Annotated in this window: 30 protein-coding genes; 10 read left to right on the forward strand and 20 right to left on the reverse strand. The window is 44.8% G+C overall.

The genetic code is table 11. The features are described from left to right. Nucleotides 1-127: 127 nt before the first annotated feature. From mgtE to R7P72_RS19550, 11 genes are all read right to left on the reverse strand, one after another. On the reverse strand, nt 128-1,486 hold the full coding sequence (gene mgtE, locus R7P72_RS19500; protein ID WP_005381121.1) for a magnesium transporter: 1,359 nt from the start codon (nt 1,484-1,486) through the stop codon (nt 128-130). A 148-nt stretch (nt 1,487-1,634) separates the two neighbouring features. Beyond that, complete coding sequence (locus R7P72_RS19505; RefSeq protein ID WP_005381120.1) at nt 1,635-1,910, reverse strand: HPr family phosphocarrier protein; 276 nt, start codon at nt 1,908-1,910, stop codon at nt 1,635-1,637. Between the two features lie 2 nt (nt 1,911-1,912). Further along, nucleotides 1,913-2,776 carry an RNase adapter RapZ gene (rapZ, locus tag R7P72_RS19510; protein ID WP_005388424.1) on the reverse strand — a complete coding sequence of 288 codons (864 nt, stop codon included), beginning with the start codon at nt 2,774-2,776 and terminating at the stop codon, nt 1,913-1,915. Nucleotides 2,777-2,790: 14 nt separating this feature from the next. Continuing rightward, nucleotides 2,791-3,237 carry a PTS IIA-like nitrogen regulatory protein PtsN gene (gene ptsN / locus R7P72_RS19515; RefSeq protein WP_005381116.1) on the reverse strand — a complete coding sequence of 149 codons (447 nt, stop codon included), beginning with the start codon at nt 3,235-3,237 and terminating at the stop codon, nt 2,791-2,793. A gap of 2 nt (nt 3,238-3,239) precedes the next feature. Further along, nucleotides 3,240-3,527 carry a ribosome hibernation promoting factor gene (hpf, locus tag R7P72_RS19520; protein ID WP_005381114.1) on the reverse strand — a complete coding sequence of 96 codons (288 nt, stop codon included), beginning with the start codon at nt 3,525-3,527 and terminating at the stop codon, nt 3,240-3,242. A gap of 24 nt (nt 3,528-3,551) precedes the next feature. Continuing rightward, on the reverse strand, nt 3,552-5,021 hold the full coding sequence (locus R7P72_RS19525) for an RNA polymerase factor sigma-54 (RefSeq protein ID WP_005381112.1): 1,470 nt from the start codon (nt 5,019-5,021) through the stop codon (nt 3,552-3,554). A gap of 50 nt (nt 5,022-5,071) precedes the next feature. Beyond that, complete coding sequence (gene lptB / locus R7P72_RS19530; RefSeq protein WP_005381111.1) at nt 5,072-5,797, reverse strand: LPS export ABC transporter ATP-binding protein; 726 nt, start codon at nt 5,795-5,797, stop codon at nt 5,072-5,074. A gap of 1 nt (nt 5,798) precedes the next feature. Then, nucleotides 5,799-6,293 (reverse strand): lipopolysaccharide transport periplasmic protein LptA, encoded by a 495-nt coding sequence (gene lptA / locus R7P72_RS19535; RefSeq protein ID WP_005381109.1) that lies wholly within the window; start codon nt 6,291-6,293, stop codon nt 5,799-5,801. Then, the gene (lptC, locus tag R7P72_RS19540; protein ID WP_005381106.1) at nt 6,274-6,837 is read right to left on the reverse strand and encodes an LPS export ABC transporter periplasmic protein LptC; all 564 of its coding nucleotides are present in this window, start codon (nt 6,835-6,837) and stop codon (nt 6,274-6,276) included. The genes lptA and lptC overlap by 20 nt, the downstream gene beginning before the upstream one ends. Nucleotides 6,838-6,923: 86 nt before the next feature. After that, the gene (gene kdsD / locus R7P72_RS19545) at nt 6,924-7,895 is read right to left on the reverse strand and encodes an arabinose-5-phosphate isomerase KdsD (protein ID WP_005381104.1); all 972 of its coding nucleotides are present in this window, start codon (nt 7,893-7,895) and stop codon (nt 6,924-6,926) included. Between the two features lie 29 nt (nt 7,896-7,924). Further along, on the reverse strand, nt 7,925-8,890 hold the full coding sequence (locus tag R7P72_RS19550; RefSeq protein WP_005381102.1) for a calcium/sodium antiporter: 966 nt from the start codon (nt 8,888-8,890) through the stop codon (nt 7,925-7,927). Between the two features lie 374 nt (nt 8,891-9,264). Here R7P72_RS19550 and mlaF point away from each other — a divergent pair, with 374 nt between their 5' ends. The 8 genes from mlaF to R7P72_RS19590 all read left to right on the forward strand — a co-directional run bounded on the left by mlaF (nt 9,265) and on the right by R7P72_RS19590 (nt 14,706). Continuing rightward, entirely contained in the window at nt 9,265-10,068 is an 804-nt protein-coding gene (gene mlaF, locus R7P72_RS19555; protein ID WP_005388422.1) for a phospholipid ABC transporter ATP-binding protein MlaF, read from the forward strand. Next, the gene (gene mlaE / locus R7P72_RS19560; RefSeq protein ID WP_005381100.1) at nt 10,058-10,849 is read left to right on the forward strand and encodes a lipid asymmetry maintenance ABC transporter permease subunit MlaE; all 792 of its coding nucleotides are present in this window, start codon (nt 10,058-10,060) and stop codon (nt 10,847-10,849) included. The genes mlaF and mlaE overlap by 11 nt, the downstream gene beginning before the upstream one ends. A gap of 2 nt (nt 10,850-10,851) precedes the next feature. Then, nucleotides 10,852-11,340, forward strand: a complete 489-nt coding sequence (gene mlaD, locus R7P72_RS19565; protein WP_005381099.1) for an outer membrane lipid asymmetry maintenance protein MlaD — start codon at nt 10,852-10,854, stop codon at nt 11,338-11,340. 2 nt (nt 11,341-11,342) lie between these two features. Further along, complete coding sequence (gene mlaC / locus R7P72_RS19570) at nt 11,343-11,981, forward strand: phospholipid-binding protein MlaC (protein ID WP_005381098.1); 639 nt, start codon at nt 11,343-11,345, stop codon at nt 11,979-11,981. Further along, complete coding sequence (locus R7P72_RS19575) at nt 11,981-12,301, forward strand: lipid asymmetry maintenance protein MlaB (protein WP_005381093.1); 321 nt, start codon at nt 11,981-11,983, stop codon at nt 12,299-12,301. The genes mlaC and R7P72_RS19575 overlap by 1 nt, the downstream gene beginning before the upstream one ends. A 3-nt stretch (nt 12,302-12,304) precedes the next feature. Continuing rightward, on the forward strand, nt 12,305-12,559 hold the full coding sequence (gene ibaG / locus R7P72_RS19580; protein WP_005381092.1) for a BolA family iron metabolism protein IbaG: 255 nt from the start codon (nt 12,305-12,307) through the stop codon (nt 12,557-12,559). 9 nt (nt 12,560-12,568) lie between these two features. Beyond that, entirely contained in the window at nt 12,569-13,825 is a 1,257-nt protein-coding gene (gene murA, locus R7P72_RS19585) for a UDP-N-acetylglucosamine 1-carboxyvinyltransferase (protein WP_005388419.1), read from the forward strand. 155 nt (nt 13,826-13,980) lie between these two features. Further along, complete coding sequence (locus tag R7P72_RS19590; protein WP_005381088.1) at nt 13,981-14,706, forward strand: 1-acylglycerol-3-phosphate O-acyltransferase; 726 nt, start codon at nt 13,981-13,983, stop codon at nt 14,704-14,706. 84 nt (nt 14,707-14,790) lie between these two features. Here R7P72_RS19590 and R7P72_RS19595 read toward each other — a convergent pair whose 3' ends face one another. The 6 genes from R7P72_RS19595 to arcA all read right to left on the reverse strand — a co-directional run bounded on the left by R7P72_RS19595 (nt 14,791) and on the right by arcA (nt 19,380). Beyond that, on the reverse strand, nt 14,791-15,180 hold the full coding sequence (locus R7P72_RS19595) for a RidA family protein (protein ID WP_005381087.1): 390 nt from the start codon (nt 15,178-15,180) through the stop codon (nt 14,791-14,793). Nucleotides 15,181-15,310: 130 nt separating this feature from the next. Beyond that, a complete protein-coding gene (pyrI, locus tag R7P72_RS19600; protein WP_005381086.1) occupies nt 15,311-15,772 on the reverse strand; it encodes an aspartate carbamoyltransferase regulatory subunit in 462 nt (153 codons plus the stop codon). A 15-nt stretch (nt 15,773-15,787) separates the two neighbouring features. Then, nucleotides 15,788-16,717, reverse strand: a complete 930-nt coding sequence (gene pyrB / locus R7P72_RS19605) for an aspartate carbamoyltransferase (protein ID WP_005381085.1) — start codon at nt 16,715-16,717, stop codon at nt 15,788-15,790. An 86-nt stretch (nt 16,718-16,803) separates the two neighbouring features. Then, the gene (locus R7P72_RS19610; RefSeq protein ID WP_005381084.1) at nt 16,804-16,899 is read right to left on the reverse strand and encodes a hypothetical protein; all 96 of its coding nucleotides are present in this window, start codon (nt 16,897-16,899) and stop codon (nt 16,804-16,806) included. 99 nt (nt 16,900-16,998) lie between these two features. Then, entirely contained in the window at nt 16,999-18,003 is a 1,005-nt protein-coding gene (locus tag R7P72_RS19615) for an ornithine carbamoyltransferase (protein ID WP_053303448.1), read from the reverse strand. Between the two features lie 156 nt (nt 18,004-18,159). Beyond that, nucleotides 18,160-19,380, reverse strand: a complete 1,221-nt coding sequence (arcA, locus tag R7P72_RS19620) for an arginine deiminase (protein ID WP_005381082.1) — start codon at nt 19,378-19,380, stop codon at nt 18,160-18,162. A gap of 583 nt (nt 19,381-19,963) precedes the next feature. On the opposite strand from arcA, the gene rraB reads away from it, so the two are divergent. Further along, entirely contained in the window at nt 19,964-20,377 is a 414-nt protein-coding gene (gene rraB, locus R7P72_RS19625) for a ribonuclease E inhibitor RraB (RefSeq protein ID WP_005381081.1), read from the forward strand. A 154-nt stretch (nt 20,378-20,531) separates the two neighbouring features. After that, complete coding sequence (locus R7P72_RS19630; protein ID WP_318110750.1) at nt 20,532-21,332, forward strand: glycosyl hydrolase 2 galactose-binding domain-containing protein; 801 nt, start codon at nt 20,532-20,534, stop codon at nt 21,330-21,332. A 19-nt stretch (nt 21,333-21,351) separates the two neighbouring features. Here R7P72_RS19630 and R7P72_RS19635 read toward each other — a convergent pair whose 3' ends face one another. The 3 genes from R7P72_RS19635 to R7P72_RS19645 form a co-directional block, all read right to left on the reverse strand. Continuing rightward, on the reverse strand, nt 21,352-22,257 hold the full coding sequence (locus R7P72_RS19635; protein WP_017821846.1) for a bifunctional helix-turn-helix transcriptional regulator/GNAT family N-acetyltransferase: 906 nt from the start codon (nt 22,255-22,257) through the stop codon (nt 21,352-21,354). A 115-nt stretch (nt 22,258-22,372) separates the two neighbouring features. Next, the gene (locus R7P72_RS19640; protein ID WP_005381078.1) at nt 22,373-22,777 is read right to left on the reverse strand and encodes a DUF2061 domain-containing protein; all 405 of its coding nucleotides are present in this window, start codon (nt 22,775-22,777) and stop codon (nt 22,373-22,375) included. Nucleotides 22,778-22,979: 202 nt separating this feature from the next. Next, entirely contained in the window at nt 22,980-25,838 is a 2,859-nt protein-coding gene (locus R7P72_RS19645; RefSeq protein ID WP_213915391.1) for a valine--tRNA ligase, read from the reverse strand. Nucleotides 25,839-25,845: the final 7 nt, after the last annotated feature.

Here is a 25,845-nt window from a genome sequence, read left to right on the forward strand (position 1 = left end):
GTTCTTTTAGTTGTTGATTTCATAACACTCTCCAATTTTGGGGGGTGGAAAGTGTCAACCTTATTTAGGACGGCACATCAGAATCAAAAAAGCCTGATGTGTTCATCAGGCTTTTTCGTTTTTTCTGTTAGGTAATCAGTATTGTGGCAAGCCCTAAGAAGACAGATAAACCAATCACATCCGTCACCGTTGTTAATGCCATACCACCAGCTAAAGCAGGATCGATGTTCATTTTTTTCAATAGGATTGGAATCGTTACTCCTGCAATACCTGCGACCAATAAGTTGGTCAGCATGGCGGCGGAAATGATTCCTCCGAGCATCCAGTTACCTTTCCAAGCAACAACAATACCACCAATAATCAGCGCCCACATGATACCGTTGAGTAAGCCGATCGAAGCTTCTTTCATTAACAGTTCGCGTTTGTTTGAGTCACCGATATGACCAAGAGCAAGACCACGAATCACTAGTGCGACGGTTTGGTTACCAGCGACACCACCCATGGACGGAACAATCGTCATCAATACTGCAATGGCCGCCATTTGATCTAATGTGGCCTCAAACATATTAGAAACGGAAGCAGCAGCAAGGGCGGCTAATACGTTAGCGCCAAGCCAGATACTGCGTTTGCGAGCTGATTTTACAACAGGCGCGAAAGTATCTTCGTCATCGTCCATACCCGCCATACTCATCATCGAGTGTTCCGCGTCTTCACGAATAACATCAACCACGTCATCGATGGTGATACGACCGACCAAATGCAAGTTTTCATCAACAACAGGTGCAGATACCCAATTACGGCGTTCGAACAGACTCGCAACATCTGAGTCGCTAGTATCGACGGTGATGGCCTCGTCCGCGTCTTCCATTACATCAATGATTTTTACGTCTGGCTGAGTGGTAATAAGCGTCGTGATCGGCAGTTCACCGATGAGCTTACTCTCTTCATCGATCACATACAGGGCATCCGTAGCTTCTGGAAGCTCGCCTTTCATACGTAGATAACGCAAAACTACGTCCACATCGACGTCACCACGAATTGTGATGACGTCGGTGTTCATCAGTCCACCCGCAGTGTCTTCTGGGTAGGATAGGGCGGTTTCGACCCGTAGACGGTCAGAGGAGTCCATTTGCGACAGGACTTCGCGTGACAGGTTGTCAGGCAAGCTACGCAGTACGTAAGCCACGTCATCGGTATCCATGCCTTCTGTCGCTTCTGCAAGCGCTTCTGGTGCCATTTTGGATACGAGGCTGTCTTTGACGTCTTCGTTCAGCTCGTCAAGGATTTCACCATAATCTTCAGGGTCGGTGAGTTGCCAAAGAACTTCACGGCTCTTCCGTGGGGAGGCTTCTAAAAGGTGAGCGATATCCTCAGGTTCCATGTCCTGTAATTGACGACGAACATGGACGAAGCGACCATTTTCTAGCGCTTCTGTGACTTCTTGGAGGGCTTGGTGAGCTTGGTCGAATTCAATTTGCTCTGCCATTCATTCCTCCCAATTCCTGATATTTACAATGCGTTGAATAATAACTTAATTCTAGGCGCCTTTTAATAACAACTTATGATACTAAGCAAATTTATTTATTAGGTCAGGGAAGAGAAAGATAATGGGAGGTAAGAAAAAAGCGAGTAAACTACTCGCCTTCATCAAATTTATCTTCGATCAAGTGGCAAACGGCATCCAGTGCTTCTTCCGCTTGCCCACCCGTTGCGTGGATCGTGACGTATTGTCCTTGAGCGGACTCTAGCATTAACAGGCCCATTACGCTGTCTGCTGTGGCGGTTTTGTCTTCTTCATTGTCGATGGTGATGACCGCTTCAAAGCTCTGTGCCAGTTCGACCAGTTTGACTGCTGCACGAGCATGTAAGCCAAGGCGGTTTTGAATCAATACTTTACGACTTAACTCCACGGCTACTCCTTAGCGTTTTTCTCTAGTGAGGTATGGCGAATTTGTACTTGGTGTCCTTTGTTGGCGAAGTATTCACCGATTTGCTGAGTTAAGTACACCGAGCGGTGCTTACCACCAGTACAACCGATTGCAACGGTCAGGTAGCTGCGGTTGTTTTTCTCAAGCAGAGGTAACCAATTCTCTATAAAGCTTTCAATTTGATATTTCAAACTTAACACCGATTGGTGTTGCTCTAAAAATGCGGCGATAGGAGCATCCAGACCTGTAAGCGGGCGTAGTGCTGGTTCCCAATGTGGGTTAGGTAAGAAGCGAACGTCAAATACGTAATCGGCATCGGAAGGCAGGCCGTATTTAAAACCAAAAGACTCAAATACCATAACGAGCCCTTTGCGATCTCTGCCTTCAACGCGCATACGCACGGTTTCACTCAATTCATGCAAAGACTGCCCACTACTATTTAGGACCAGATCTGCATGCGCTTTGAGTGGCGTCAAAATTTGTTTCTCACGCTCGATGGCTTGATCGAGCGAGAGGGAGGTGCCACCTAAAGATAACGGGTGAATTCGGCGTGTTTCGCTGTAGCGTTTGAGTAGCGTTTCTTTATTGGCGTCCAAGAAAAGCATGGTCACATCAAGCTCAGTTTTTAACTGTTCTAGTGTACTCGTCAGTTCTTTTAGCTTTTTAGGAATATTACGAATATCAATGCTGACTGCAACATTCTGTTTGCTGTCAGCAACAGAATGAACAAATGCGTCCAGCAAGTTAACTGGCAGGTTATCAACACAGTAGTAACCTAAGTCTTCCAGTACACGAAGCGCAATACTTTTACCGGCACCTGAGTGCCCGCTAACAACGATTAGTCGCATGGAGTTAGTCCTGCTTATTGGTGAATCATGATGTCGTAAAGTTCTTCATCACTCTGAGCATTACGCAGTAGTTTTAATACTTGCTTATCGCTCAGACGTTCTGCCATAGAGGATAGAGTCTTGAGGTGCTCTTTGCACTGTTCTTCTGGTACAAGGAGCGCAAAAAGAAGATCGACAGGTCGATTGTCAATCGCATCAAATTCGATTGCTTCATCACATTGCAGTAAGACAGCAATGGCCTTGTCGCTTGATTGCATTCTCGCGTGAGGGATCGCAATACCGTTTCCGATACCGGTACTGCCCATTTTTTCTCTATTGAGCATGCATTCGAACAGCTCGGTAGAATCTTGGCCCGTTTGATCAGCCACGATACGGCTGATCATTTCAAGGGCGCGTTTTTTACTCGTGCAGTGGACCGCACTTTTGGTGCAGTCCAATGACAGTATTTCGCTCAGTTGCATGATTAATGACTGTTTAGTTTTTCTTTGTGCTTATTAAGTTGGCGAACCAATTTATCTACCAGCGAATCGATCGCGGCATACATATTTTCGTCATCGGCTGATGCGTGGATTTCGCCTTGATTTATGTGAAGCGTAGCTTCCGCGATTTGAGTAATTTTTTCAACTTTTAGTACAACATGCACTTGATTGATATGGTCGAAGAACCTTTCGAGCTTCTGAAACTTAGAATTTACATAGTCTTGCATTGAATCGGTAAGATCAACGTGATGGCCTTGAATATTGATTTGCATAGACTTTCCTTTTCAGTTAGTGCCTTATAATAGGCGTTTACGCTGACTTGAAGGGGCAATTCCCAAGGATTCGCGATATTTGGCTATCGTACGTCTTGCGACCTGAATCCCTTGGTCAGCCAGAAGAGCAGCAATCTTGCTATCACTCAGTGGTTTGGCAGTATTCTCTGCTGCGACCAGTTTTTTAATGAGTGCACGAATTGCTGTTGACGAACATTCTCCGCCGTTGTCAGTACTAACATGGCTAGAGAAGAAGTACTTCAATTCAAAAATACCACGTGGTGTATGCATAAATTTTTGCGTTGTTACACGAGAAATCGTGGATTCATGCATGTCCACAGCCAAAGCGACATCATTGAGTACCATTGGCTTCATGGCTTCCTCACCATACTCGAAGAAATCTTGTTGATGTTCAACAATACATCTTGCAACTTTGAGTAGCGTCTCGTTTCTACTCTCTAAGCTCTTAATTAACCATTTTGCCTCTTGCAAATTGCTGCGGATGTACTGGCTATCCGCGCTATTACCTTTGCCTAATTGAGCATATTGTTGATTTACTTTTAATTTTGGCACGCTATCCGGGTTTATAGAAACGGTCCATTTGCCATTGTCTTTAAAAACGGATACGTCTGGAATTACGTACTCGGTATCATCAGGAGTGATGCGACTACCTGGACGAGGATCTAACTGTTGGATAAGCTTTAAGACTTCACGCAGATCGGCTTCTTTCAGCTTAGTCTCTTTGATGACGAGCTTGTAGTCACGGTTGCCTAGGTGATCAATATGATCCGCAAGTATCATTTTGGCTTCAGCAAGCCATGGCGTGTCTTCTGGGAAGGTCGTCAATTGCAGTAACAAACATTCTTGTAAGTTACGCGATGCAACGCCAAGAGGATCGAATTGTTGAATGCGTTTACGAACGGCTTCTACTTCGTCTAACTCTATCTCTTCATTATCGAAGCTCTCATGAATCTCTTCAGGCGACAAAGTTAAATAGCCGTAGTCGTCAACAGCGTCAATAATCGCTAATGCAATCGTGCGGTCGGTTTCACTGAATGGTGTTAGGTCAAGCTGCCACATGAGGTAATCATGTAATGATTCAGTGGTTTCGCCTTGGTAGACGGGCATATCATCATCAAGAGCTAAGCCAGTGCTACCAGTATTCGCGCTGTAGACGTCATCCCAAGTCGTGTCGATTTCAAGTTCAGAGCTAATTTCTGATTTCTCTATCACATCGGAGCTATCTGGAACGTCAATTTCTGTTGGTTCGCTAGCACTGTTGCTATCAGCAGCCTCGACCGCTGACTTATCTTCACCGTTTGCTAGAGGCTCGTCTTGGCCTTCTTCAACTTCCAATAATGGGTTTGAGTCCAACGCTTCTTGGATTTCTTGTTGAAGATCGAGTGTCGACAATTGCAATAAGCGAATCGCTTGCTGCAACTGTGGCGTCATGGCTAACTGCTGACCTAGCTTGAGTTGTAATGAAGGTTTCATTCAGTGTTACTTACCTTGTAATGCTCAGAATCTTACCGTTCCTAATATAATCATAGACGGAATTGTTCGCCGAGATAAACTTGTTTCACCTGTTCATTATTGAGAACTTCTGCCGGAGTTCCCGATGCAATTAGGTGCCCTTGGCTCACGATATAGGCTTTTTCACATACGTCCAGTGTTTCACGTACATTATGGTCAGTGATTAACACTCCGAGACCACGATCGCGCAGATGCTCAATGATTTTCTTGATGTCATTAACCGAAATTGGGTCAACACCAGCGAAAGGTTCATCCAATAAAATGAACTGAGGGTTGGCCGCTAAAGCTCGAGCGATTTCCACCCTGCGTCGCTCACCCCCTGATAGTGCCATACCAGCACTGGTTCTGATGTGCTGGATGTGGAATTCTTCCAACAAATCTTCCAGTTTATCTTGGCGCTCTTCCCTCGTCATTTCTTGACGAGTTTCAAGTACGGCCATGATGTTATCTTCTACTGAAAGCTTACGGAAAATCGACGCTTCTTGCGGAAGATAGCCAATGCCAAGTCGTGAACGGCTATGCATCGGCAAAATACTGATGTCATTGTCGTCAATGGTAATGGTGCCTTCATCGCGAGGTACTAAGCCGACAATCATGTAAAACGAGGTGGTTTTACCCGCACCGTTTGGACCGAGCAGCCCAACAATCTGACCAGATTCAACTTCTAAGCTAACATCAGTGACGACTTTGCGTTTTTTGTAGCTTTTCGCCAAGTTTTTCGCACTCAGTACTGCCATATTAGTTCTCTATCTGATTGGGTTGCAAAATGGTCGTAACGCGCTCTTCCTTAGAGCTATCTGCGACTAGCTTTTGTTTACCAATTTGGTAACGAATCGAAGAACCTTTGATGGTGTTGTTGTCTTGCGCCAGCTGCGCTTGACCTTTCATGGTCAGTTCGTCTGTAGAAATACGGTAATCCAACTCCGTAGCTTGACCACTAAGTGTTTTACCATCGTCCATCAGCTGAGAAAACTTCGCAGGTTTACCAAATGCTTGAATCTGTTTAATTGCTTCGGTTTTAGGATCGCGAGTTACCACGATTCTATCAGCATCGATATTGATGCTCCCTTGCTTAAGAGATACATCGCCTTCAAAAACAACCTGGTTACTCTTCATATCCACCTGTTGGGTGTCAGAGTTTATGTAAACCGGCTGTTGAGTATCCGACTTGAGTGCCAGCGCTTGAGGCGCCGCCAATACCAGTGCCAGTAGGCTAAGGTGTAACGGTTTCATATCGACCTTGAACTTCATCTGTCAGAGTCGCAGTATGCTGTTTTAGGTTACCTTGCATTGCGCCTCCAGTAGTTTCAAATTGTGGTCCAACCAACATTACTTGTTGGTCAGCTTTAAAATCACGATTGGTTAGATTAATGACCAATTTGTCTGTTGCCATGGTATCAAAACTCGCACCAGGCAGAAGATTTTGCATTAAGACTTTGTCATATAAAGTCAAAACTTGGTCTTCATCTAACACTGCTCTTGTGGCAGTCACCTTCCATTCAATGACGCTACCTTCACGGTAAACCATCAAAGTCGGGTTATTAAAAATAGTATCTCCACTCTTAGCATAATGGTCTAAGTTAGTGGAGCGAATGATGTAACTGCGGACACCATCTTCACCGTAGGTGATGTTTTCTAATCCAGAACCACTGAACATAGGCAGTTCAGAATCTGGTGCTACTTGAATTGCGTCGTTGCCTTTAGGGGTTAGTAGGTAATAACCGCACCACGCTACAACGAAGATCAAGAGCAAATAAATAAGGCGAGTAAAACTCATATAATGAAGGCCTATCGTTTAGCTCAGTACTTCCCTGACCATTGCCTTTATTCGTCTAATAAATGATTTAAATGTTTGTGCTGATATTACATCACGCCAGCTTTTAGTAAATCGTGCATGTTCAGTGCACCCACAATTTTTTCGTCTTTACATAAAATCAGAGCGTTAATGTTTTTATTCTGCATCAAGTTCAAACCTTCAACCGCCAGCATATCAGGGTGTGCTGTGGTTGGGTTTGTCGTCATGACCTCGCCAATTGCCGTCGTATGAATATCGATACGCTTGTCTAAGGTACGACGTAAATCACCATCGGTGAATATACCAAGCATAGCATCGTGCTCATCGACGATGGCTGTCATGCCTAACCCCTTTTCTGAAATTTCAAGCAGGGCATCGCGAATTAATGCGTCAGGAGAAACTTTAGGTAACGCTTCTCCAAAGTGCATAATATCAGACAACTTAAGTAGCAGTTTTCTCCCCAGTGCACCACCTGGGTGAGATAGGGCAAAATCTTCGGCAGAAAAACCACGAGCTTGAAGCAGAGCTACGGCTAATGCATCTCCCATCACTAATGTGGCAGTCGTACTGCTAGTTGGCGCCAGGCCTAACGGACAAGCTTCTTGAGGTACCGTAATTTGCAGGTGTAAGTCAGACAGCTTGGCCATATTTGATTCTGGCTTACCTGTCATGCTGATGATCTTAATATTCAGGCGCTTTAATACTGGAAATAGAGACAGAATTTCGTTTGATTCACCAGAGTTAGAAATTGCCAGCACAATGTCACCAGGGCTAATCATACCCAAGTCACCATGTGCGGCTTCGCCTGGATGAACGAAAAACGCCGAAGTCCCAGTGCTTGCCAGAGTGGCGGCAATCTTGTTACCAATATGGCCTGACTTGCCAATACCCATAACGACAACTTTGCCGTTGTTGGAAAGGATAAGTTCACACGCTTTTTCAAATTGATCATCAAAGTAGGTATCTAGCTCTTGCAGAGCAGCAACTTCGATATCAAGAACTTGTTTAGCAGCAGCGCGAAAATCAAATTGATTGGACATATCAGATCTCTACTTATTGATCGTGGTAATTAAGCGGTCATGTTTGCGAATAAGTACACTTGGTAACCTAAGAAGCACACAAACAAGATGGCACCTTCAATACGGTTAATACTGCGTGATTTACCCAAACACATCGCGACAAGTAACAATGAAACGCCTAACATGACCCAGAAGTCACGTCCCATCGCGTACTCACTGAGCACCGATGGATTAATGATGCCAGGAATCCCCATTACCGCCAGAATGTTAAACACATTCGAACCGATAATGTTACCGACAGCCATGTCGTCTTCACCCTTTAAAACTCCCGCAAGTGATGCGGCCAGTTCAGGCAGGCTAGTGCCAATGGCGATAATAGTTAGACCGATAACAAGGTCGCTCATACCAAAGTGTTTAGCAATAATTACCGCGTTATCAACCAGCATGCTGGCTGCCAAAGGAAGCAGTATCAAGCCAATAACCACCCACATGATTGCTTTAGGGTTACTGACGCCTTCTGGGATCTCTGACTCTTGGTCATCAAGAAAAACATCACCTGATTTTTGCTCTTTGCGGCTGATTTGCAACATAGCAAATAAAAATGCCCCAAAGAGTACAAACAATAAGACACCCTCATAAAAACCGAGATGGCTATTCCAAAGCAGAATACCAGCGAGTACGGTTACGGCTATCATGAGTGGAAGTTCTCGGCGGATGACGGCGGAGCTAATCGACAAAGGCTTGATCAGCGCTGTAATACCTAGGATTAACGCAATGTTCGCTATGTTGGAGCCTAATACGTTACCCACCGCTGTATCTGTTTTGCCATCCCAAGCAGCGGTTGCAGATACCATCATCTCAGGGGCGGATGAGCCCATCGCAAGGATTGTCATGCCGATGACAAGCGGGGAAATACCGACGTTGCGGGCTATCGCTGCAGAGCCAAAAACAAGTTTATCTGCACTCCAAACAAGCAAAACAAGACCGACTATAAGCAACGCAACGGCTTCGAGCATGAGAATTCCTAAGTATTAAATAAGTAAAATGAATAACCGCTAATTTTGACCTTTTGCGGCCTAAAATGGAAGATAAACGAAGAATAAATTAAAGGTTAGTAACGAAAATGTATGTAAATCTCACTCATTTAAATGAGCAATTCTGGTCTAGGATTTAAACACTTCGTGCTAATTAGGTCATAAACCATGAGAAATTGCAGGGATATAGTCGACTTTATTTAATTGAACAGTGCTTTAAATTCAACGCCAATGTGCTTATGATTGCAGCCTAATAAATGTACCGACGTTACTTTATTAAACGTAGAATTCAACTCCGATTAGTATCTGCTTGATGATTCCGTGAGTTGCAACGCTCCTACAGTAGAAGAGATGATATGTCGAACAACGATTTAGTCACCGTGAACAACCTCACTTTTTCACGGGGAGAACGCATGATCTTTGATGATATTGATCTGCATGTTCCTGAGGGCAAAGTGACGGCCATTATGGGACCATCGGGAATTGGTAAAACAACACTGCTGCGTTTGATTGGTGGTCAGTTGTATCCCGAGCAAGGAGAGATCTGGTTTGATGGCGACAATATTCCCTCTCTCTCGCGTAAAAAACTCTACCATGCTCGAAAGAAAATGAGCATGTTGTTCCAGTCAGGGGCTTTATTCACTGATTTGAATGTTTTTGATAATGTCGCCTTTCCATTGAGAGAGCATACCGATTTATCGGAAGATTTGATTCGCACCATGGTGTTACTCAAGCTCGAAGCTGTCGGTCTACGCGGCGCGGCGCAATTAATGCCGAGTGAGCTTTCAGGTGGTATGGCAAGACGCGCTGCTTTGGCTCGTGCAATCGCACTTGATCCTGACCTGATCATGTACGATGAGCCGTTTGTGGGGCAAGACCCAATCACTATGGGCGTTTTGGTTGAGCTAATTAGCAATCTAAACCAAGCGTTAGGTTTGACCTCTATTGTGGTTTCTCACGACGTACCTGAAGTCATGAGTATTGCTGACTGGGTATACCTGATGGCCGATGGAAAAATCATCGCCTATGGTACGCCAGAAGAGCTGACTCAAAACTCTGATCCTCGTGTCCAGCAGTTCTTACAAGGTGATGCCGACGGTCCTGTACCGTTTCGTTTCCCTTCTCAAAGTATCGAAAAGGACTTATTTGATGGTCGATAACTTCATTCACTTTGTCGCCTCGCTGGGTCGACGCACGCTTTCTATTTGCGGAGCATTTGGTCGTGCGACTTTCATGTTGATTGGGGCGCTATTTTCTAAGCCACAACCGATCAGAAGCTTTCCTCTGCTTGTTAAGCAACTTTATTCTGTTGGTGTTCAGTCGCTGGCGATCATCGTCGTATCTGGTCTGTTCATTGGAATGGTTTTGAGTCTACAAGGCTATGTTGTGTTGGTGGATTACGGCGCAGAAGGCAGTTTGGGGCAAATGGTAGCGCTTTCGTTACTCCGTGAATTAGGACCCGTTGTTACTGCACTTTTGTTTGCTGGTCGTGCCGGTTCTGCGTTAACCGCAGAGATAGGTCTAATGAAAGCAACGGAACAACTGTCTAGCCTTGAAATGATGGCGGTAGACCCATTGAAACGAGTGATTGCACCACGGTTTTGGGCTGGGGTTATCTCAATGCCTTTACTGGCTATGATTTTCATGGCTGTGGGAATTTGGGGCGCTCAGCTTGTTGGTGTTGACTGGAAAGGCGTTGATCACGGTAGTTTTTGGTCAGCGATGCAGTCCTCTGTTGAGCTAGGACAAGACATTGGTAACAGTATGATCAAATGTTTTGCGTTTGCAATTACGGTTACTTGGGTCGCTCTATTTAACGGTTATGATGCTATTCCAACATCGGAAGGGATCAGCCGAGCAACTACGCGCACTGTTGTGCATTCTTCTTTAGCAGTACTAGGATTAGACTTTGTACTGACCGCATTGATGTTTGGGAATTAATCATGCAACAAACACGTAAAACTGAATTATGGGTTGGCAGCTTTGTATTAGCGGGAATTTGCGCGATTCTTGTGATGATTTTTCAAGTTGCTGACGTAAAAAGCATTGGCTCTGGTGATACTTATACCCTCAAAGCCGAGTTCGATAATATTGGCAGTTTAAAAGTTCGTTCTCCCGTAAAAGTGGGGGGCGTTGTGATTGGTCGAGTAAGTAGTATTTCGCTTAACCCAGACAACTTATTGCCAGTTGTAACACTATCTATCAATAGCAAATACAATCAGTTCCCAGAAACGTCGAGCGTACAAATTTTGACATCTGGCCTGATTGGTGAGCAATACATTGGTTTAGTACCTGGCTTCGTTTTTGATGATGAAGTCATGCTGGTGGATGGTGATACCATCGAAGACACCAAATCGGCGCTTGTGCTTGAAGACTTAATTGGTCAAGTACTATACAGCGTAGGTGGTTCAGACGACTCAAGTAAGGAATAACTATGTTAGCGAGATTACTACTTTCAGTTTGTGCTGTGTTTAGCGTTTTTGGAGCAACAGCAGCAGAGGTGGATAAAACTGAACCTTATAAGATGATGAAGCAGGTAGCTGAAGTCACGTTCGAAAGATTGAAAGCCGAACAGCCGAAAATCAAACAAGATCCAAATTTACTTAAAGTGATCGTTGAAGAAGAGCTAATGCCTTACGTCAACTACCGCTATGCAGGGTTAAAACTTCTTGGTCCAAACTTAAAAGGTGCTAAGCGTGAAGATGTACTTGAGTTTATCGATGCATTTCGTGCTTACCTGATTGCGTCTTATGCACAAGTGTTGACGCAATACTCTGACCAAAAAATTGAGTTTGGTCCTGAGCCTAGCATTGATGACTCTAAGCGTATTACAAGCATTAAAGTTGATATCATCGATACTCCGCGTCCAAACATCAAACTTGAGTTTAAACTGCGTAAAGACAACCAGTCTGGTGAGTGGGAAGCATTCGATATGATTGCAGAGGGCATTAGTTTGCTTTCTAGTAAACAATCCGAATGGAACAGTAAAATTCGTCAAGAAGGCATTCTATCTGTTGCTAAAGACTTAGAAAAATTGGCCGCAGAACCGATCCGCTTCGAGGCGAAGAAATAATGGCCCAGACTCCCGCTCAGTGGCAATTGGATCAAAACATTCTTAAGCTAACAGGGGCACTTGATAGAGATACAGTGCCTTCATTGTGGGCGTATGCACAGCAATGGCAACCTGCTCAATCGGAGCTGGAATGCTCGCTAAAAGAGATAGAGCGCGTCGACTCTGCAGGAATGGTGATGTTAATCCACTTATTAGAGCATGCAAAAAAGCAAAACTGTCATATAATGCTCAGTTTCGTGCCGGCGCAACTGCGCACTTTGTTTCAACTGAGCAATGTTGAATCTTTAGTGGCCAAACACATACAGAATTATCAGGGGTAAATTGTGGATAGCGCAAAAGTACAACAGTTATTAGAAGAAGCACTAAACCTTCAAGAAGTGCATGTGAAAGGTGAAGGTAGCCACTATGAAGTGGTTGCTGTTGATGCTTGTTTCGATGGAATGAGCCGCGTTAAGAAGCAGCAGCTAATTTATGCTCCTCTGATGGAATACATCCAGCGTAACGACATTCACGCATTATCAATCAAAGCGTTCACACCAGAAGAGTGGGCTCGTGATAAGAAATTGATGTCGCTTTAAGGTTTATTGATGGAAAAGTTTCGAGTTATTGGGTCAGATAAACCACTAGTTGGTGAAGTGACCATTTCAGGTGCAAAAAACGCAGCACTGCCGATTTTATTTGCGTCTATCTTGGCGGAAGAGCCAGTAGAAGTGGCAAACGTACCACACCTTCGTGATATCGACACAACGATGGAATTGCTTAAGCGTTTAGGCGCGAAAGTAAGCCGCAATGGCTCTGTTCATGTTGATCCAAGCAGTATTACAGAATACTGTGCGCCTTATGACTTGGTGAAAACCATGCGTGCTTCTATTTGGGCTTTGGGTCCTTTGGTGGCGCGCTTTGGTCAAGGTCAGGTTTCTTTACCAGGCGGTTGTGCTATTGGCGCTCGTCCTGTGGATCTACATATTTCTGGTTTAGAGCAGCTTGGCGCAACCATTACATTAGAAGATGGTTATGTGAAAGCAGAAGTGGATGGCCGTCTAAAAGGCGCGCACATCGTGATGGATAAAGTCAGCGTAGGCGCGACGATCACCATCATGTGTGCCGCAGCGCTGGCGGAAGGCACAACAACACTAGATAACGCTGCGCGTGAGCCTGAAATCGTCGATACCGCTGATTTCCTAAATAAGCTTGGCGCAAAAATCTCTGGCGCTGGCACAGATACCATTACGATTGAAGGTGTTGAGCGCCTAGGCGGTTGTAAACACAACGTGGTTGCTGACCGTATTGAGACGGGAACATTCCTTGTCGCAGCAGCAGTATCTGGCGGTAAAGTGGTATGTCGCAACACTAATGCTCATTTGCTTGAAGCGGTTCTCGCCAAGCTGGAAGAAGCTGGCGCGCTTGTCGAAACGGGTGAAGATTGGATCTCCGTTGATATGACCGACCGCGAGCTAAAAGCGGTAAGTGTACGTACTGCGCCACATCCTGGTTTCCCGACGGATATGCAAGCTCAATTTACGCTTCTGAACATGATGGCGAAAGGTGGCGGCGTGATCACAGAGACTATCTTTGAAAACCGCTTTATGCACGTACCAGAACTCATGCGTATGGGCGCTAAAGCTGAGATCGAAGGCAATACGGTTATCTGTGGTGATGTTGAGTCACTCAGCGGTGCGCAAGTGATGGCAACCGATCTACGAGCTTCGGCTAGTTTGGTTATTGCAGGTTGCATTGCTAAAGGCGAAACCGTCGTTGATCGTATTTACCATATCGACCGTGGTTACGACAAAATCGAAAATAAACTGGCTGCACTTGGCGCAAATATTGAGCGAGTGAGCTAGGCAAGTTAAACTGCACCGCAGGTAACTTGGATATCAAGAGAGCCGAAACCTGAGTTTCGGCTTTTTTATATCACTCTCATGACCATATTTTCCCTTTATGGAAAGAGAGATATTAATAGCTGTATCTGGCAAAAGCCGGTTCCTGGAGAACAAGAATGATTGCACTGTTACGTGTATTTGCTGTCGCTATCTTTGCGATTGTTATGTTTATTGGTGGTTGTGGTTACTGCCTATTAAGCCCTAGAAACCCTAAGCACGTTTTCACTTTTGGCCGTTTGTTTGCCAAGATGTCTCGTGTGTTTGGGATTAAGTTAGAGTTGCGTATCCCTGAAGATGCGTATTCACGCGGCCAACATGTTTACATTGCTAACCACCAGAACAACTGGGACATGTTTACTGTTTCTGCGGCTGTGACTCCGAAAGTTGTGACAGTAGGTAAAAAGAGCTTGGCTTGGATGCCACTGTTTGGTCAGCTTTACTGGCTTACGGGTAACATTCTGATTGACCGAGCGAATCGCTCTAAAGCAAAAGGTACTATCGATCAGGTCGTGAGCAGCATGAAAGAAAGTGATGTTTCGGTGTGGATGTTCCCAGAAGGCACGCGTTCTCGTGGGCGTGGTTTGCTGCCATTCAAAACAGGTGCTTTTCATGCGGCAATTGGAGCAGGTGTGCCAATCATTCCTATCGTATGTAGCTCGACGAATAAAATTAAGCTGAACCGTTGGAACAATGGTCATGTGATTGTTGAAATGCTACCTCCAATCAGCACTGAAGGCTATGGTAAAGAGGGCATTCGCGAGTTAGCGAATATCTGTCGTGAACAGATGAAAGAGAAGCTTGAATCGTTAGATGAAGAAGTCAAACAGCGTAATGCTGCTTAAGTTTTACTGCGATATCATCACGAAAAGACAATAAAAAACGGGTAGCCTGAGCTACCCGTTTTTTATGTTTGTCAGCAAGTACAATTATTTGCGAACTGCAATTGCTTCAATCTCGATGCCAACATCTTTTGGTAGGCGAGCCACTTCTACACAAGAGCGTGCAGGGTAGTTTGCTACGCCGTGCTCATCAAAGAACTTGCCGTAAACTTCGTTCACTGTGCCAAAGTCATTTAGGTCTTTAACAAAAACCGTTAGCTTTACAATATCAGATACTTTAAGACCTGAAGATTCAACTACAGCCTTTACGTTTTCTAGAGACTGACGAGCTTGTTCTGCGATATCAGCAGACACTTCACCTGTCGCTGGGTTTACTGGGATTTGGCCTGAAGTAAGAACCATGTTACCTAGATCTACGCCTTGAACGTAAGGACCGATTGCTGCTGGTGCAGACTCAGTGTGAAGTACTTTCGTCATTTGATTTTTTCCATCAGTTGTAGGGAATAAAGATTCTCAGTTTGCCTCTAAACCCTCGGTAGGTAAAGAGCAAAATACCCTGACATTGCAGGGTATTTTAAACGTATCACAGCCTAGTCGTGCGGCGTGTTTATCGCTCGGTTACGATCTCGCGTGAGAACACTTTCTCGCAGTATTTACACTTTAGGCGGATTTCTTGTTTCTTCTCGAACACGCTAAAGCTGCTTTCTACTGGTTCATTATGAGAAATACAGTTTGAATTCGGGCATTCAAATACATCATTGATGCGCTCAGGAAGCTCTAACGCGAGCTTTTTCACCACTTCATAATTCTCGATTTGATTCACGGTCGCGTGAGGAGCATACAACGCTAGCTTGCTCGCTTGCTCTTCATTGATAAACACATTTTCGATTTTGAGTAGATCTTTATGACCGAGTGCTGATGATGGCAAGTTCAGTCCAATCGTTACGCGTTGTGATGAATTGTGCATATCGAACAGTCTTAATACTTTGATGCCGATTTGCGCAGGGATGTGGTCGATGACCGTACCATTTTTGATTGCTTCTACCTGCAATTGAGTTTCTTTAGCCATGATTTTTCCCCTCGATTACAGTGTTTCGTTTAGAACAAGCGCCAGCAGTGCTTGGCGAGCATACACGCCATTTTGAGCTTGCTGGAAGAAGTAAGCATGAGGCGTTTTATCAACATCAGTTGTAATTTCATCCACACGTGGTAGTGGGTGCAGCACTTTCAAGTTCTCACGCGCGCCTTCTAGTAGTGCCGCCGTTAGGATGTAAGCCGACTTAATATGTGCGTATTCCGATTCGTCAAAACGTTCTTTCTGTACGCGTGTCATGTACAGAATATCCAGTTCAGGAATCACACTTTCCATGTCTGTGTGTAGGCTATATTGAATGCCAGCTTCATCTAGTTCTTCGCAGATGTAATCTGGCATTGCCAGCGCATCTGGTGCAACAAAGAAGAAGCGGATGTTGTTAAACTTTGCTAAGGCTTGAGTCAGTGAGTGCACTGTGCGGCCATATTTTAGATCACCTACGAATGCGACGTTCAGGTTGTCTAGACGCCCTTGTGTTTCCGCGATGGTGTATAGGTCGAGTAGCGTTTGAGTTGGGTGTTGGTTTGCACCGTCGCCCGCGTTGATCACTGGCACGCCATTTGAAAATTCAGAGGCCAAGCGAGCGGCGCCTTCTTGTGGATGACGCATCACAAAGGCATCGACGTAAGAAGAGATGACTTGTACTGAATCTGCGAGTGTTTCGCCTTTTTTCGCCAGAGAGGTATTACCATCATTATCAAAGCCAATCACGTCACCACCAATGCGCTGAATCGCTGTTTCAAACGATAAACGTGTACGTGTTGATGGTTCAAAGAAACAACTTGCAACGACTTTGTTTTTAATCAGTTCTGGTCGAGGTGCTTTTTTAAGGCTACCTGCTGTTTCTACGATAAGTTCCAGTTCTTCGCGTGAAAGCTCTGGAATAGAGATGATGTGCTTCTGGTAAAGCGAGTTCGCCATGATCTTCTTCCCTATAACATTGATGACTACATCCAAATAACCGAAAGGAATTTTGGACATAAAAAAACCTCCCCAATGGGGAGGTTTTAAAATTCAATAGAATTAACGAAAATAACACCACGTAAGCGTAGTCGCTTAGCGAGAGCAAATCGCGTTTTTACGTCAGCAATCAGCGTGGTCATTTCTTAATCCTCAGACAAATTGCCGAGCATTATACGCTTAACTTTCGTGAGCGCAAGCGATTACATCATGGTTTTTATCGGCTGTTTTTGCGCGCTGGTTTAGCTTCCTAGCGTCGCAACCATCACGGCTTTGATGGTGTGCATACGGTTTTCAGCTTCGTCGAATACGATGGAGTATTCCGATTCAAATACCTCTTCTGTTACTTCAAGGCCTTTCATACCGTATTTTTCAGCGACTTCTTTGCCGACGGTGGTTTCATCATTGTGGAAAGCTGGAAGGCAGTGCATGAATTTCACATGTGGATTACCCGTTTGCTTAATCACGTCCATATTGATTTGATAAGGTGTCATTAACGCTACACGTTCATCCCATGCCTCGGCAGACTCACCCATAGACACCCAAACGTCGGTGTATAGGAAGTCACAACCTTTCACACCTTCCTCAACGCTTTCTGTTAACGTGATTTTTGCACCGGTTTGTTGCGCGATAGTTTGACAAGTTGCCACGAGATCTTCTTCAGGCCAGAACGCTTTTGGCGCGACAAGGCGAATATCCATGCCCATTTTCGCTGCGCCCACCATAAGTGAGTTACCCATGTTGTTGCGCGCATCACCTAGGTAAGCGAAGGTTACTTCATGTAGCTGTTTACCACGGCCGTGCTCTTGCATGGTCAGGAAGTCAGCAAGGATCTGGGTTGGGTGGAACTCATCCGTTAAACCATTCCACACTGGAACACCAGCATAAGTACCAAGCTCTTCAACAATGGATTGGCCAAAGCCTCGGTATTCAATCCCGTCATACATACGACCAAGGACGCGAGCGGTGTCTTTCATCGATTCCTTATGACCGATCTGCGAGCCAGAAGGGCCGATGTAAGAGACTTGAGCACCTTGGTCAAAGGCAGCGACTTCAAACGCACATCGGGTACGAGTCGAAGATTTCTCAAAGATTAGTGCGATGTTTTTACCTTGAAGTGTCTTCTGCTCTGTTCCTGCATATTTAGCTTTTTTCAGCTCTGCAGACAGTTCGAGCAAAAACTGGATTTCTTTGGTTGAGAAGTCCAATAGCTTCAAAAAGTTGCGGTTACGTAAATTGAAAGCCATAGCTCGTCCCTTAGTACATGTGATTAGATTAATAGAATTCATTAAAACATATAAATGCTTTTATTGTGAATAATTATTTTTAATTAAAGCTAAAAAAGGTTGATGTATTCACATCAACCTTAGTTTTGATTCACCTAATGTAAAGGGACGAGTAAGTTATATATCGTCTCGTTCTATTGGACAGCTCATACAGCGAGCGCCACCGCGACCACGACCAAGCTCGTTACCAGGTACTGTCAGTACTTTGATGCCAGCTTTATCGTATTTTTCGTTGGTGTATACGTTGCGTTCGTAACCAATTACTACGCCCGGTTTTACAGTTAGAACGTTATTGGCGTCATTCCATTGTTCGCGTTCCGCTTCATAGCTGTCGCCACCAGTGGTGATGATTTTCAGCTGATCTAAGCCAAGAGCGGACTCAATCGCGTGCAGATAGTTATGTGAGGCTTCAACATGCATTTCACCGTTGCCTTTTGGTGTTAAGCGCCATGTGTCGAGATCTTTGCGCATGATCTCAGGGTAGACAGAGAAAGTATCTACATCCATATGGGTCATCACGGTGTCTAAATGCATACATGAGCGGTGTTTAGGCAGATCAATTGCAATCACTTCGGTCGCTTGGCCTGCTTTAAATAGGCTCGCTGCAAGGTTCTCTACACCTTGCGCAGTCGTACGCTCAGACATACCGATAAGAACTGCACCTTTACCAATAACCAACACATCACCGCCTTCGACATTCGCGTTATCATAATGCAGATCATCGTCACCGAAGTATTTGATAAAATCTTGGCCAGCAAAAATTGGGTGCCAACGATAAATCGCACGTAGGTGGTTTGTTTCACGTTGACGTGCAGGCATCATCATCGGATTAAGAGAAACGCCGCCATAAACCCAACACGAGGTATCACGCGTAAATAGGTGGTTAGGTAGCGGCTCAATAACAAAGTCGAGAGGACGCTTCATTTTTGGAAGCATAGAAGATGAGGAGATCGGTAGCTCTGAGTATGCTAAGCCACCTAAAAAGATGCAGGCAAGATGTTCATCATCCATTTCTGAAAAGTATTGGCGTAGGTCTCGCGCAAATGTTGGCCCGTAGCGAAAGTCAGAAATCTGAGTGTTCAGCAGCCATTGTTTTGCTTCTGGAACAGCGAGGGTTTCGACCAGTAAATCGTGGAGGAGAAGCACTTCAACGTCTTGCTCGCGCAGCGTACGTGCGAATGCATCGTGCTCTTCACCTGCCGCTTCTACAGCAAGAACGTCATCAAATAGCAACTCATGACAGTTTGACGGAGTTAAGTGGGTTAGGGCGCGTTCAGGGCGATTTAATAGAACTCGTCGAAGTTGACCAACTTCTGATCCAACGTACAGCTTGCTCATTTTGTATCCTTACAAATTTTCCAGCCATTAGTTATGACAAGCTTCCTAGAAAGATGCAAGTTATCAAGCTTTGTTTATATTCTGATGCTTTTGACTTTGTAAGTTTTTTATTTTTATTTTGATTCTTATTAAATTTATTATTAGATATAAATGCTATTTTACTAAAATTAGAGTGCGTGCGTTTTTATTCTAATTTTCCCGTTGATAAAGAATACATGCACAGTGCATAAAACGTGCATTTTTATTCTAAATTATGCATTATTAAAGTGAATTTATTCGTTATGCATCTTTGTTTTACACGTGAGTGTATTCAAGAAAGCATCATAAACACGCATAGAAAGAGAAAATAACCACATTAAGTGTCAATTAGGATGTTCTGAATATTAAAAAACGCCATTCTTTGTTAATTTTTTGTTTCTTTGTGTGGTCGGTTTAATATTTAGATTCAAATAACCGATAAGAATCGCAGTGGTATGATGTTTGTTTGTGGCTTTTCATCGCAATCCATGCCATATTTCACCGGATCAGCATACTCAGTATCGGGTATTGTGTTTCCATCAAGTAACTAATCTGGAGCCAAAACATGTCTCACGAAGATGAATATCTATCAGTAGAAGAATTAATTGAGATTCAAAAGGAAGAGACTCGCGATATCATTGCAGCATTGCTAGAAGATGGCAGCGATCCAGATTCGCTATACGAAATTGAGCACCACCTGTTTGCAGAAGATTTTGACACGCTAGAAAAAGCGGTAGTTGAAGCATTCAAGATGGGCTTTGAAGTTCTTGAAGCAGAAGAAACTGAAGATGAAGATGGTAACAAGTTGCTTTGCTGTGATGCGACTATGGAGTCCGCACTAGATGCAGAAGCGATTGATGCGCAAGTTGAAAAATTGATTCACTTGGCAGAAAAATACGACATCATCTATGACGGTTGGGGTACGTACTACGAAGGCGAAGATGCGCTTTACCCTGAAGAAGATGAAGACGACGAGTAATCAAAGCTCACTACTTTTGGAAAAACCAGCGTTTAACGCTGGTTTTTTTATACCTTGAAAAACTGACGAATGTGGAGGCGATAAATAATTCACATTGAGTTTATAGGGGATTTCTCCCTATAATGCGTGAAAATTGATCTAGCTCAAGGTGTATATGCAACTCTCACTCGCCGGTTTATGGCAAGTCTCTCCACTGACGGACCTTTCTATCCCACAGGATGACATTACTTTCCCTGCTCCTTTGAGTCAGGTATTGCCAGCTGAACTGACAGAAGAAGCAATTCGTCAGCAAGAGTGGCACCTGATGCATGACATTGAAGTGGATGAATCCATGATGGCATTCCCAGCGGTAGAAATGGTGTTGGGTGGTGTGGATTACCATGCAGAAGTGCGTTTGAACGGAGTAGCATTGTTTGACTGTGACGGTTCTCAAAATGTCTACAAGAAAGACATTCGCCCGTTCATGCAGATGGGGCGCAACCGTTTTGAGCTCCTATTCCTTGAGGAAGAAGAAGATCTTCTGTTGGATGAGGATAAACCGGAGTTGTGTTCACTTGCAGATCATGAATACCAAAAGAGTGACGAGCGCTTAGGGGTATGGCAAGAGCCGTATCTGCAGTTTATTCGCAATGTGCGTTTAGACCGCGTGGCTACTGAACAGATTTGGCACCACGGTGGTGGTTGTGAGTTTAAGGTGGATTTGTACTACCAAACTTTTGCGCCGGGTTTAGTATCGGCATCGGTTAAGTTCAATGGCATGACTTACCATATTCCTATTGATGTCCGAGCGGAGCATGCGAGCGCTTTATTCCAGATCGAAGCGCCAAAGTATGCCGATCTTACTGATCCTGATCCAAGTGATCTCTACCAGTTGTCTGTTGAGTTGGATGGGCAGCACCAAAACTTCACTGTTGCCTTGAGCCAGGAGCTTTGTGTTACCCATGTTGTGCTTTAACGTCTAATAATATTATCTATTACAGCATCTTAAGCATTACGACTTCACATGCATCATGCCCTGTTTGTCCAAGCGGGGCATCGAGATGCTCAAAGCCTAGCTTTTCATACAAGCTTACCGCTTCTCTCAGACATTCAGTTGTCTCTAAATAGCACTGCTGATACCCAAATTGTTTCGCCAATTGTAAGCTCAATGCGACGATGCGTTTGGCTAAACCGTGTCCTCGTGTTTGAGGTAAGAAGTACATCTTTTGTAGTTCACACACATTTGGCTCGCCAGCTAAAGGGGCAAAGCCACCGCCACCAACGATCTCTCCGCGATGTTCAATGACCCAATAGGCGGCCCCGCATTGATTGTAAACCGAATACATATCATCAAGCGTTGGATCGGCCACACCATAACCTTTGTCTGCGGTTAAGCCGTATTCTGCAGAGACTTTACGAATCACATCTGCGACTTGCGGGTTGTCTGCTTTAGTAAGAGGTCGAAGAACGTATTCCTCAGACTGACACACTTTTGTTAGCCCTTTTAGGTAAGTCTCTAGACCAAGTTTGAGTTGCTCTTGCTCGCTGTCATCGAGTTGGGTAAGCAGTTGTTCAAAGAAGTGGTTTTGCTGTTGGTCCAGTTGTGATAACGCCTGTTGGCCTTGCTCTGTAATCGCTACGAGTTGACTACGTTTGTCTTTTGGGTTTTCGATGCTCTCGACCAAACCTAATTTAATCAAACCAGTAACGGTTCGGCTCGCGTTGGACTTGTCGACATTAAGCTGCTGTGCCAGCTGATTGATGGTCAATGGCTGCAATTGGATTTCACCCAATGCGTGCGCTTGCACTGGAGTGAGAGCGACATCGCCGCATTGTTTATCAAGCATACCAAGCAATCGGACGGCTTGACGGGAGTAGTGTCGAAGTTGACGAGCGTTCATTATCACTTACCTCTAAAAATAAAGTTGCGCACCGCAATTAAATTAATTGCGGTGCGCAACCTTGTCAATGGTAAATGTCATTTTTCTCGTTAGGAGACGTAGTGAGCCTCCATGTTTAAGCGTGGTGATGTAAGCAAAACTGCGGTGCTGGAGCTTTTTCTGATGATTTACGCATCCATACTTTCTCGTGGAAGTAGTAAGCCACCGTGTTCAAACTCGGCTCTAGCATCGCCATTACGCCGCCGACAAATGCATCACCTGTTAGTAAGTAAACCACGGTAAAAGCGACGCTGAAGTGCACGGTCGCAAAGCTTGCGGTTTTTAATTTGGTCATCCACTGACGAGCTTTAAGTGCTGGGACTTTTGCCCATGCCTTTTCATGAAAGTAGAAGGCTACGGTGTTCACTGAAGGCTCAATCATGGCAATTAAACTACCAATTAGAATGTCGCCTGTGAGTACGTAAGCGACACTAAATGCGATAGTAAAATGCAGTGCTGCGAAAGTTAGTGTCTTTTTCATGATAATTACTCAATCGTGTTTGTTTCGATGAGTTCATTATCGATAATAATTCTCATTAATGATAATGGGTAATGAGTATTGTTGTGATAGGGGGAAGCTATTGATGATGGTTTTGGTGAAATGTATACAAAAAAGGTTGGCCATGATGACCAACCTTTTGAACCAAAAGTGAGAAGTGTTAATTCTTCTCTTTCACTGAGGCTTAAAGCGCAGCGATCGTTGTCTTCTGCTCTTCTAGCTTAGCTAGCGTTTCTTTGTAGCCTTCAAGCTTCTCACGCTCTTTAGCAACAACTGCTTCAGGTGCTTTCGCTACGAAGCCTTCGTTACCTAGTTTGCCTTCGATACGCTTGATTTCGCCGTGAGTTTTCTTGATTTCGCCATCTAGACGAGCAAGCTCAGCATCTTTGTCGATCAGACCTGCCATTGGGATCATCAACTCAGACTTACCAACCAGTGCTGTCGCACATGCAGGAGTTTGTTCGCCAGTTTCAAGCACGCGTACTGCTTCTAGCTTCGCTAGTGACATCAGTACTTGCTTGCTTGCTTCTAGACGAGAGGCATCTTCTGCATTTGCTGCTTTCAGCATAACGTCAAGCGGCTTACCAGGGTTGATGTCGTATTCAGCACGTAGGTTACGGATGCTGGTAATGAACGCTTTCACCCATTCAATATCGTCTAGCGCTTCTTGGTTGAAGTTTGCTTCGTCGAATTGAGGCAGTGCTTGAAGCATGATTGTCTCACCTTCTACACCTTCAACTAGTGGCTTGATGCTTTGCCAGATAGTTTCAGTGATGTAAGGAATCACAGGATGAGCCAGACGTAGAGTCTTCTCAAGTACCGTGATTAGTGTACGGCGAGTACCACGCTGTTGCGCTTCAGTACCTTTCCATAGAACGGGTTTAGTTAGCTCTAGGTACCAGTCACAGAATTGGTTCCAGATGAATTCGTAAAGCGTGTTCGCAGCCATATCTAGACGGAAGTTGTCGATATGGTTGTTGAACGCTTTCGCTGCAAGTTCAAACTGAGACTCGATCCATTTGTCTGCTAGTGAATATTCAATCTCACCACCGTTGAAGCCACAATCTTGCTCTTCTGTGTTCATCATTACGTAACGGCTTGCGTTCCATAGTTTGTTACAGAAATTACGGTAACCCTCAAGACGCTTCATATCCCAGTTGATATCACGACCTGTTGATGCCATTGCTGCAAGAGTGAAACGCAGTGCGTCTGTACCGTATGCTTCGATACCGTTTTCAAACGTCTTACGAGTGTTCTTCTCGATCTTCTTCGCTAGTTGAGGCTGCATCATGTTGCCACAACGCTTCTCTACGAGAGACTCTAGGTCGATACCATCGATCATGTCGATTGGGTCAAGTACGTTACCTTTCGACTTAGACATCTTGTCGCCGTTTTCGTCACGGATTAGACCAGTAACGTAAACCGTTTTAAATGGTACTTGTGGCTTGCCGTTTTCGTCTTTCACGAAGTGCATGGTCATCATGATCATGCGCGCAACCCAGAAGAAGATGATGTCGAAACCAGTTACTAGAACGTCTGAAGGGTGGAATACTTTCAGATCGTCAGTTTGCTCTGGCCAACCTTGAGTACCGAACGTCCATAGTGCAGAAGAGAACCACGTATCCAGTACGTCTTCGTCTTGGTGAAGTTCAATGACAGACTCTAGGTTGTTGTTCTTACGAACTTCTTCTTCAGTGCGACCTACGTAAACATTACCTTGGTTGTCGTACCAAGCTGGGATGCGGTGACCCCACCATAGCTGACGAGAGATACACCAGTCTTGAACGTCACGCATCCAAGAGAAGTACATGTTTTCGTATTGCTTAGGAACGAATTGGATGTCGCCGTTTTCTACTGCTTCAACTGCGGTTTTCGCTAGAGGCGCAGTACGTACGTACCATTGGTCAGTTAGCATTGGTTCGATAACCACGCCACCACGGTCGCCGTAAGGAACTTGTAGATCGTGATCTTTCACTTCTTCAAGTAGGCCTAGCTCGTCGAATTCAGCAACGATAGCTTTACGAGCGGCAAAACGCTCCATACCGTGGTATTTAGCTGGTAGCTCAGTGCTGTAAGCGTCGCTTGCTTCGCCGTTAGTGTTGAATACTTCAGAAGCATCACGGATGTTTGCGTCGAAAGTCAGAATGTTGATCATTGGTAGCTGGTGGCGCTTACCTACTTCGTAGTCGTTGAAGTCGTGCGCAGGTGTGATTTTCACACAGCCAGTACCTTTTTCCATATCTGCGTGCTCATCGCCCACGATTGGGATGCGACGATCAACGATAGGAAGGATGATTTCTTTACCGATAAGATCTTTGTAACGTGGATCTTCTGGGTTAACTGCAACACCCGTATCGCCTAGCACGGTCTCTGGACGAGTCGTTGCAACAACGATGTAGTCTTTGCCATCGGCTGTTCTAGCGCCATCTGCTAGTGGGTAGCGGAAGTGCCACATGTGGCCTTTAGTGTCTTTGTTCTCTACTTCTAGATCTGAAATCGCTGTGTGTAGCTTTGGATCCCAGTTAACCAGACGCTTACCGCGGTAGATTAGATCGTCTTCGTATAGACGTACGAAGACTTCTTGAACGGCGTTAGATAGACCATCGTCCATCGTAAAGCGTTCACGATCCCAGTCTACAGATGCGCCAAGACGACGAAGCTGCTTAGTGATAGTGCCGCCAGATTCGCCTTTCCATTCCCAGATTTTGTCGATGAAAGCTTCACGACCGTAATCGTGTTTTGTTTTGCCTTCTTCTGCAGCGATCTTACGCTCAACAACCATCTGAGTTGCGATACCAGCGTGGTCAGTACCTACTTGCCAAAGGGTGTTTTTACCCTTCATACGTTCACAACGGATAAGCGTATCCATGATCGTATCTTGGAACGCGTGGCCCATGTGTAGGCTACCAGTGACGTTCGGTGGCGGGATCATGATGCTGTATGATTCTTTAGTAGTGTCACCGTGTGGCTTAAAGTAGCCTTTCTCTTCCCAAGTCTGATACAGAGCTTGTTCGATTGAAGTTGGGTTGTATGTCTTTTCCATAGCGCTC

It is taken from the genome of Vibrio sp. Vb0888, from assembly GCF_033338835.1.
GTDB classification, from domain to species: Bacteria; Pseudomonadota; Gammaproteobacteria; order Enterobacterales; family Vibrionaceae; genus Vibrio; species Vibrio alginolyticus.

Excerpts from the sequence above, each read along its gene's own strand:
- R7P72_RS19610 (WP_005381084.1), bottom strand. The coding sequence starts at position 16,899 with ATGACCACGCTGATTGCTGACGTAAAAACGCGATTTGCTCTCGCTAAG.
- R7P72_RS19635 (WP_017821846.1), bottom strand. The coding sequence starts at position 22,257 with ATGAACGCTCGTCAACTTCGACACTACTCCCGTCAAGCCGTCCGATTG.
- mlaC (WP_005381098.1), top strand. The coding sequence starts at position 11,343 with ATGTTAGCGAGATTACTACTTTCAGTTTGTGCTGTGTTTAGCGTTTTT.
- lptB (WP_005381111.1), bottom strand. The coding sequence starts at position 5,797 with ATGGCAGTACTGAGTGCGAAAAACTTGGCGAAAAGCTACAAAAAACGC.
- R7P72_RS19575 (WP_005381093.1), top strand. The coding sequence starts at position 11,981 with ATGGCCCAGACTCCCGCTCAGTGGCAATTGGATCAAAACATTCTTAAG.
- kdsD (WP_005381104.1), bottom strand. The coding sequence starts at position 7,895 with ATGTCCAATCAATTTGATTTTCGCGCTGCTGCTAAACAAGTTCTTGAT.
- R7P72_RS19550 (WP_005381102.1), bottom strand. The coding sequence starts at position 8,890 with ATGCTCGAAGCCGTTGCGTTGCTTATAGTCGGTCTTGTTTTGCTTGTT.
- R7P72_RS19645 (WP_213915391.1), bottom strand. The coding sequence starts at position 25,838 with ATGGAAAAGACATACAACCCAACTTCAATCGAACAAGCTCTGTATCAG.
- rraB (WP_005381081.1), top strand. The coding sequence starts at position 19,964 with ATGTCTCACGAAGATGAATATCTATCAGTAGAAGAATTAATTGAGATT.
- ptsN (WP_005381116.1), bottom strand. The coding sequence starts at position 3,237 with ATGCAACTGAGCGAAATACTGTCATTGGACTGCACCAAAAGTGCGGTC.
- pyrB (WP_005381085.1), bottom strand. The coding sequence starts at position 16,717 with ATGGCGAACTCGCTTTACCAGAAGCACATCATCTCTATTCCAGAGCTT.
- R7P72_RS19590 (WP_005381088.1), top strand. The coding sequence starts at position 13,981 with ATGATTGCACTGTTACGTGTATTTGCTGTCGCTATCTTTGCGATTGTT.
- hpf (WP_005381114.1), bottom strand. The coding sequence starts at position 3,527 with ATGCAAATCAATATTCAAGGCCATCACGTTGATCTTACCGATTCAATG.
- rapZ (WP_005388424.1), bottom strand. The coding sequence starts at position 2,776 with ATGCGACTAATCGTTGTTAGCGGGCACTCAGGTGCCGGTAAAAGTATT.
- lptC (WP_005381106.1), bottom strand. The coding sequence starts at position 6,837 with ATGAGTTTTACTCGCCTTATTTATTTGCTCTTGATCTTCGTTGTAGCG.
- lptA (WP_005381109.1), bottom strand. The coding sequence starts at position 6,293 with ATGAAACCGTTACACCTTAGCCTACTGGCACTGGTATTGGCGGCGCCT.
- R7P72_RS19630 (WP_318110750.1), top strand. The coding sequence starts at position 20,532 with ATGCAACTCTCACTCGCCGGTTTATGGCAAGTCTCTCCACTGACGGAC.
- mlaD (WP_005381099.1), top strand. The coding sequence starts at position 10,852 with ATGCAACAAACACGTAAAACTGAATTATGGGTTGGCAGCTTTGTATTA.
- mlaE (WP_005381100.1), top strand. The coding sequence starts at position 10,058 with ATGGTCGATAACTTCATTCACTTTGTCGCCTCGCTGGGTCGACGCACG.
- R7P72_RS19595 (WP_005381087.1), bottom strand. The coding sequence starts at position 15,180 with ATGACGAAAGTACTTCACACTGAGTCTGCACCAGCAGCAATCGGTCCT.
- R7P72_RS19640 (WP_005381078.1), bottom strand. The coding sequence starts at position 22,777 with ATGAAAAAGACACTAACTTTCGCAGCACTGCATTTTACTATCGCATTT.
- mgtE (WP_005381121.1), bottom strand. The coding sequence starts at position 1,486 with ATGGCAGAGCAAATTGAATTCGACCAAGCTCACCAAGCCCTCCAAGAA.
- R7P72_RS19525 (WP_005381112.1), bottom strand. The coding sequence starts at position 5,021 with ATGAAACCTTCATTACAACTCAAGCTAGGTCAGCAGTTAGCCATGACG.
- pyrI (WP_005381086.1), bottom strand. The coding sequence starts at position 15,772 with ATGGCTAAAGAAACTCAATTGCAGGTAGAAGCAATCAAAAATGGTACG.
- mlaF (WP_005388422.1), top strand. The coding sequence starts at position 9,265 with ATGTCGAACAACGATTTAGTCACCGTGAACAACCTCACTTTTTCACGG.
- R7P72_RS19615 (WP_053303448.1), bottom strand. The coding sequence starts at position 18,003 with ATGGCTTTCAATTTACGTAACCGCAACTTTTTGAAGCTATTGGACTTC.
- arcA (WP_005381082.1), bottom strand. The coding sequence starts at position 19,380 with ATGAGCAAGCTGTACGTTGGATCAGAAGTTGGTCAACTTCGACGAGTT.
- murA (WP_005388419.1), top strand. The coding sequence starts at position 12,569 with ATGGAAAAGTTTCGAGTTATTGGGTCAGATAAACCACTAGTTGGTGAA.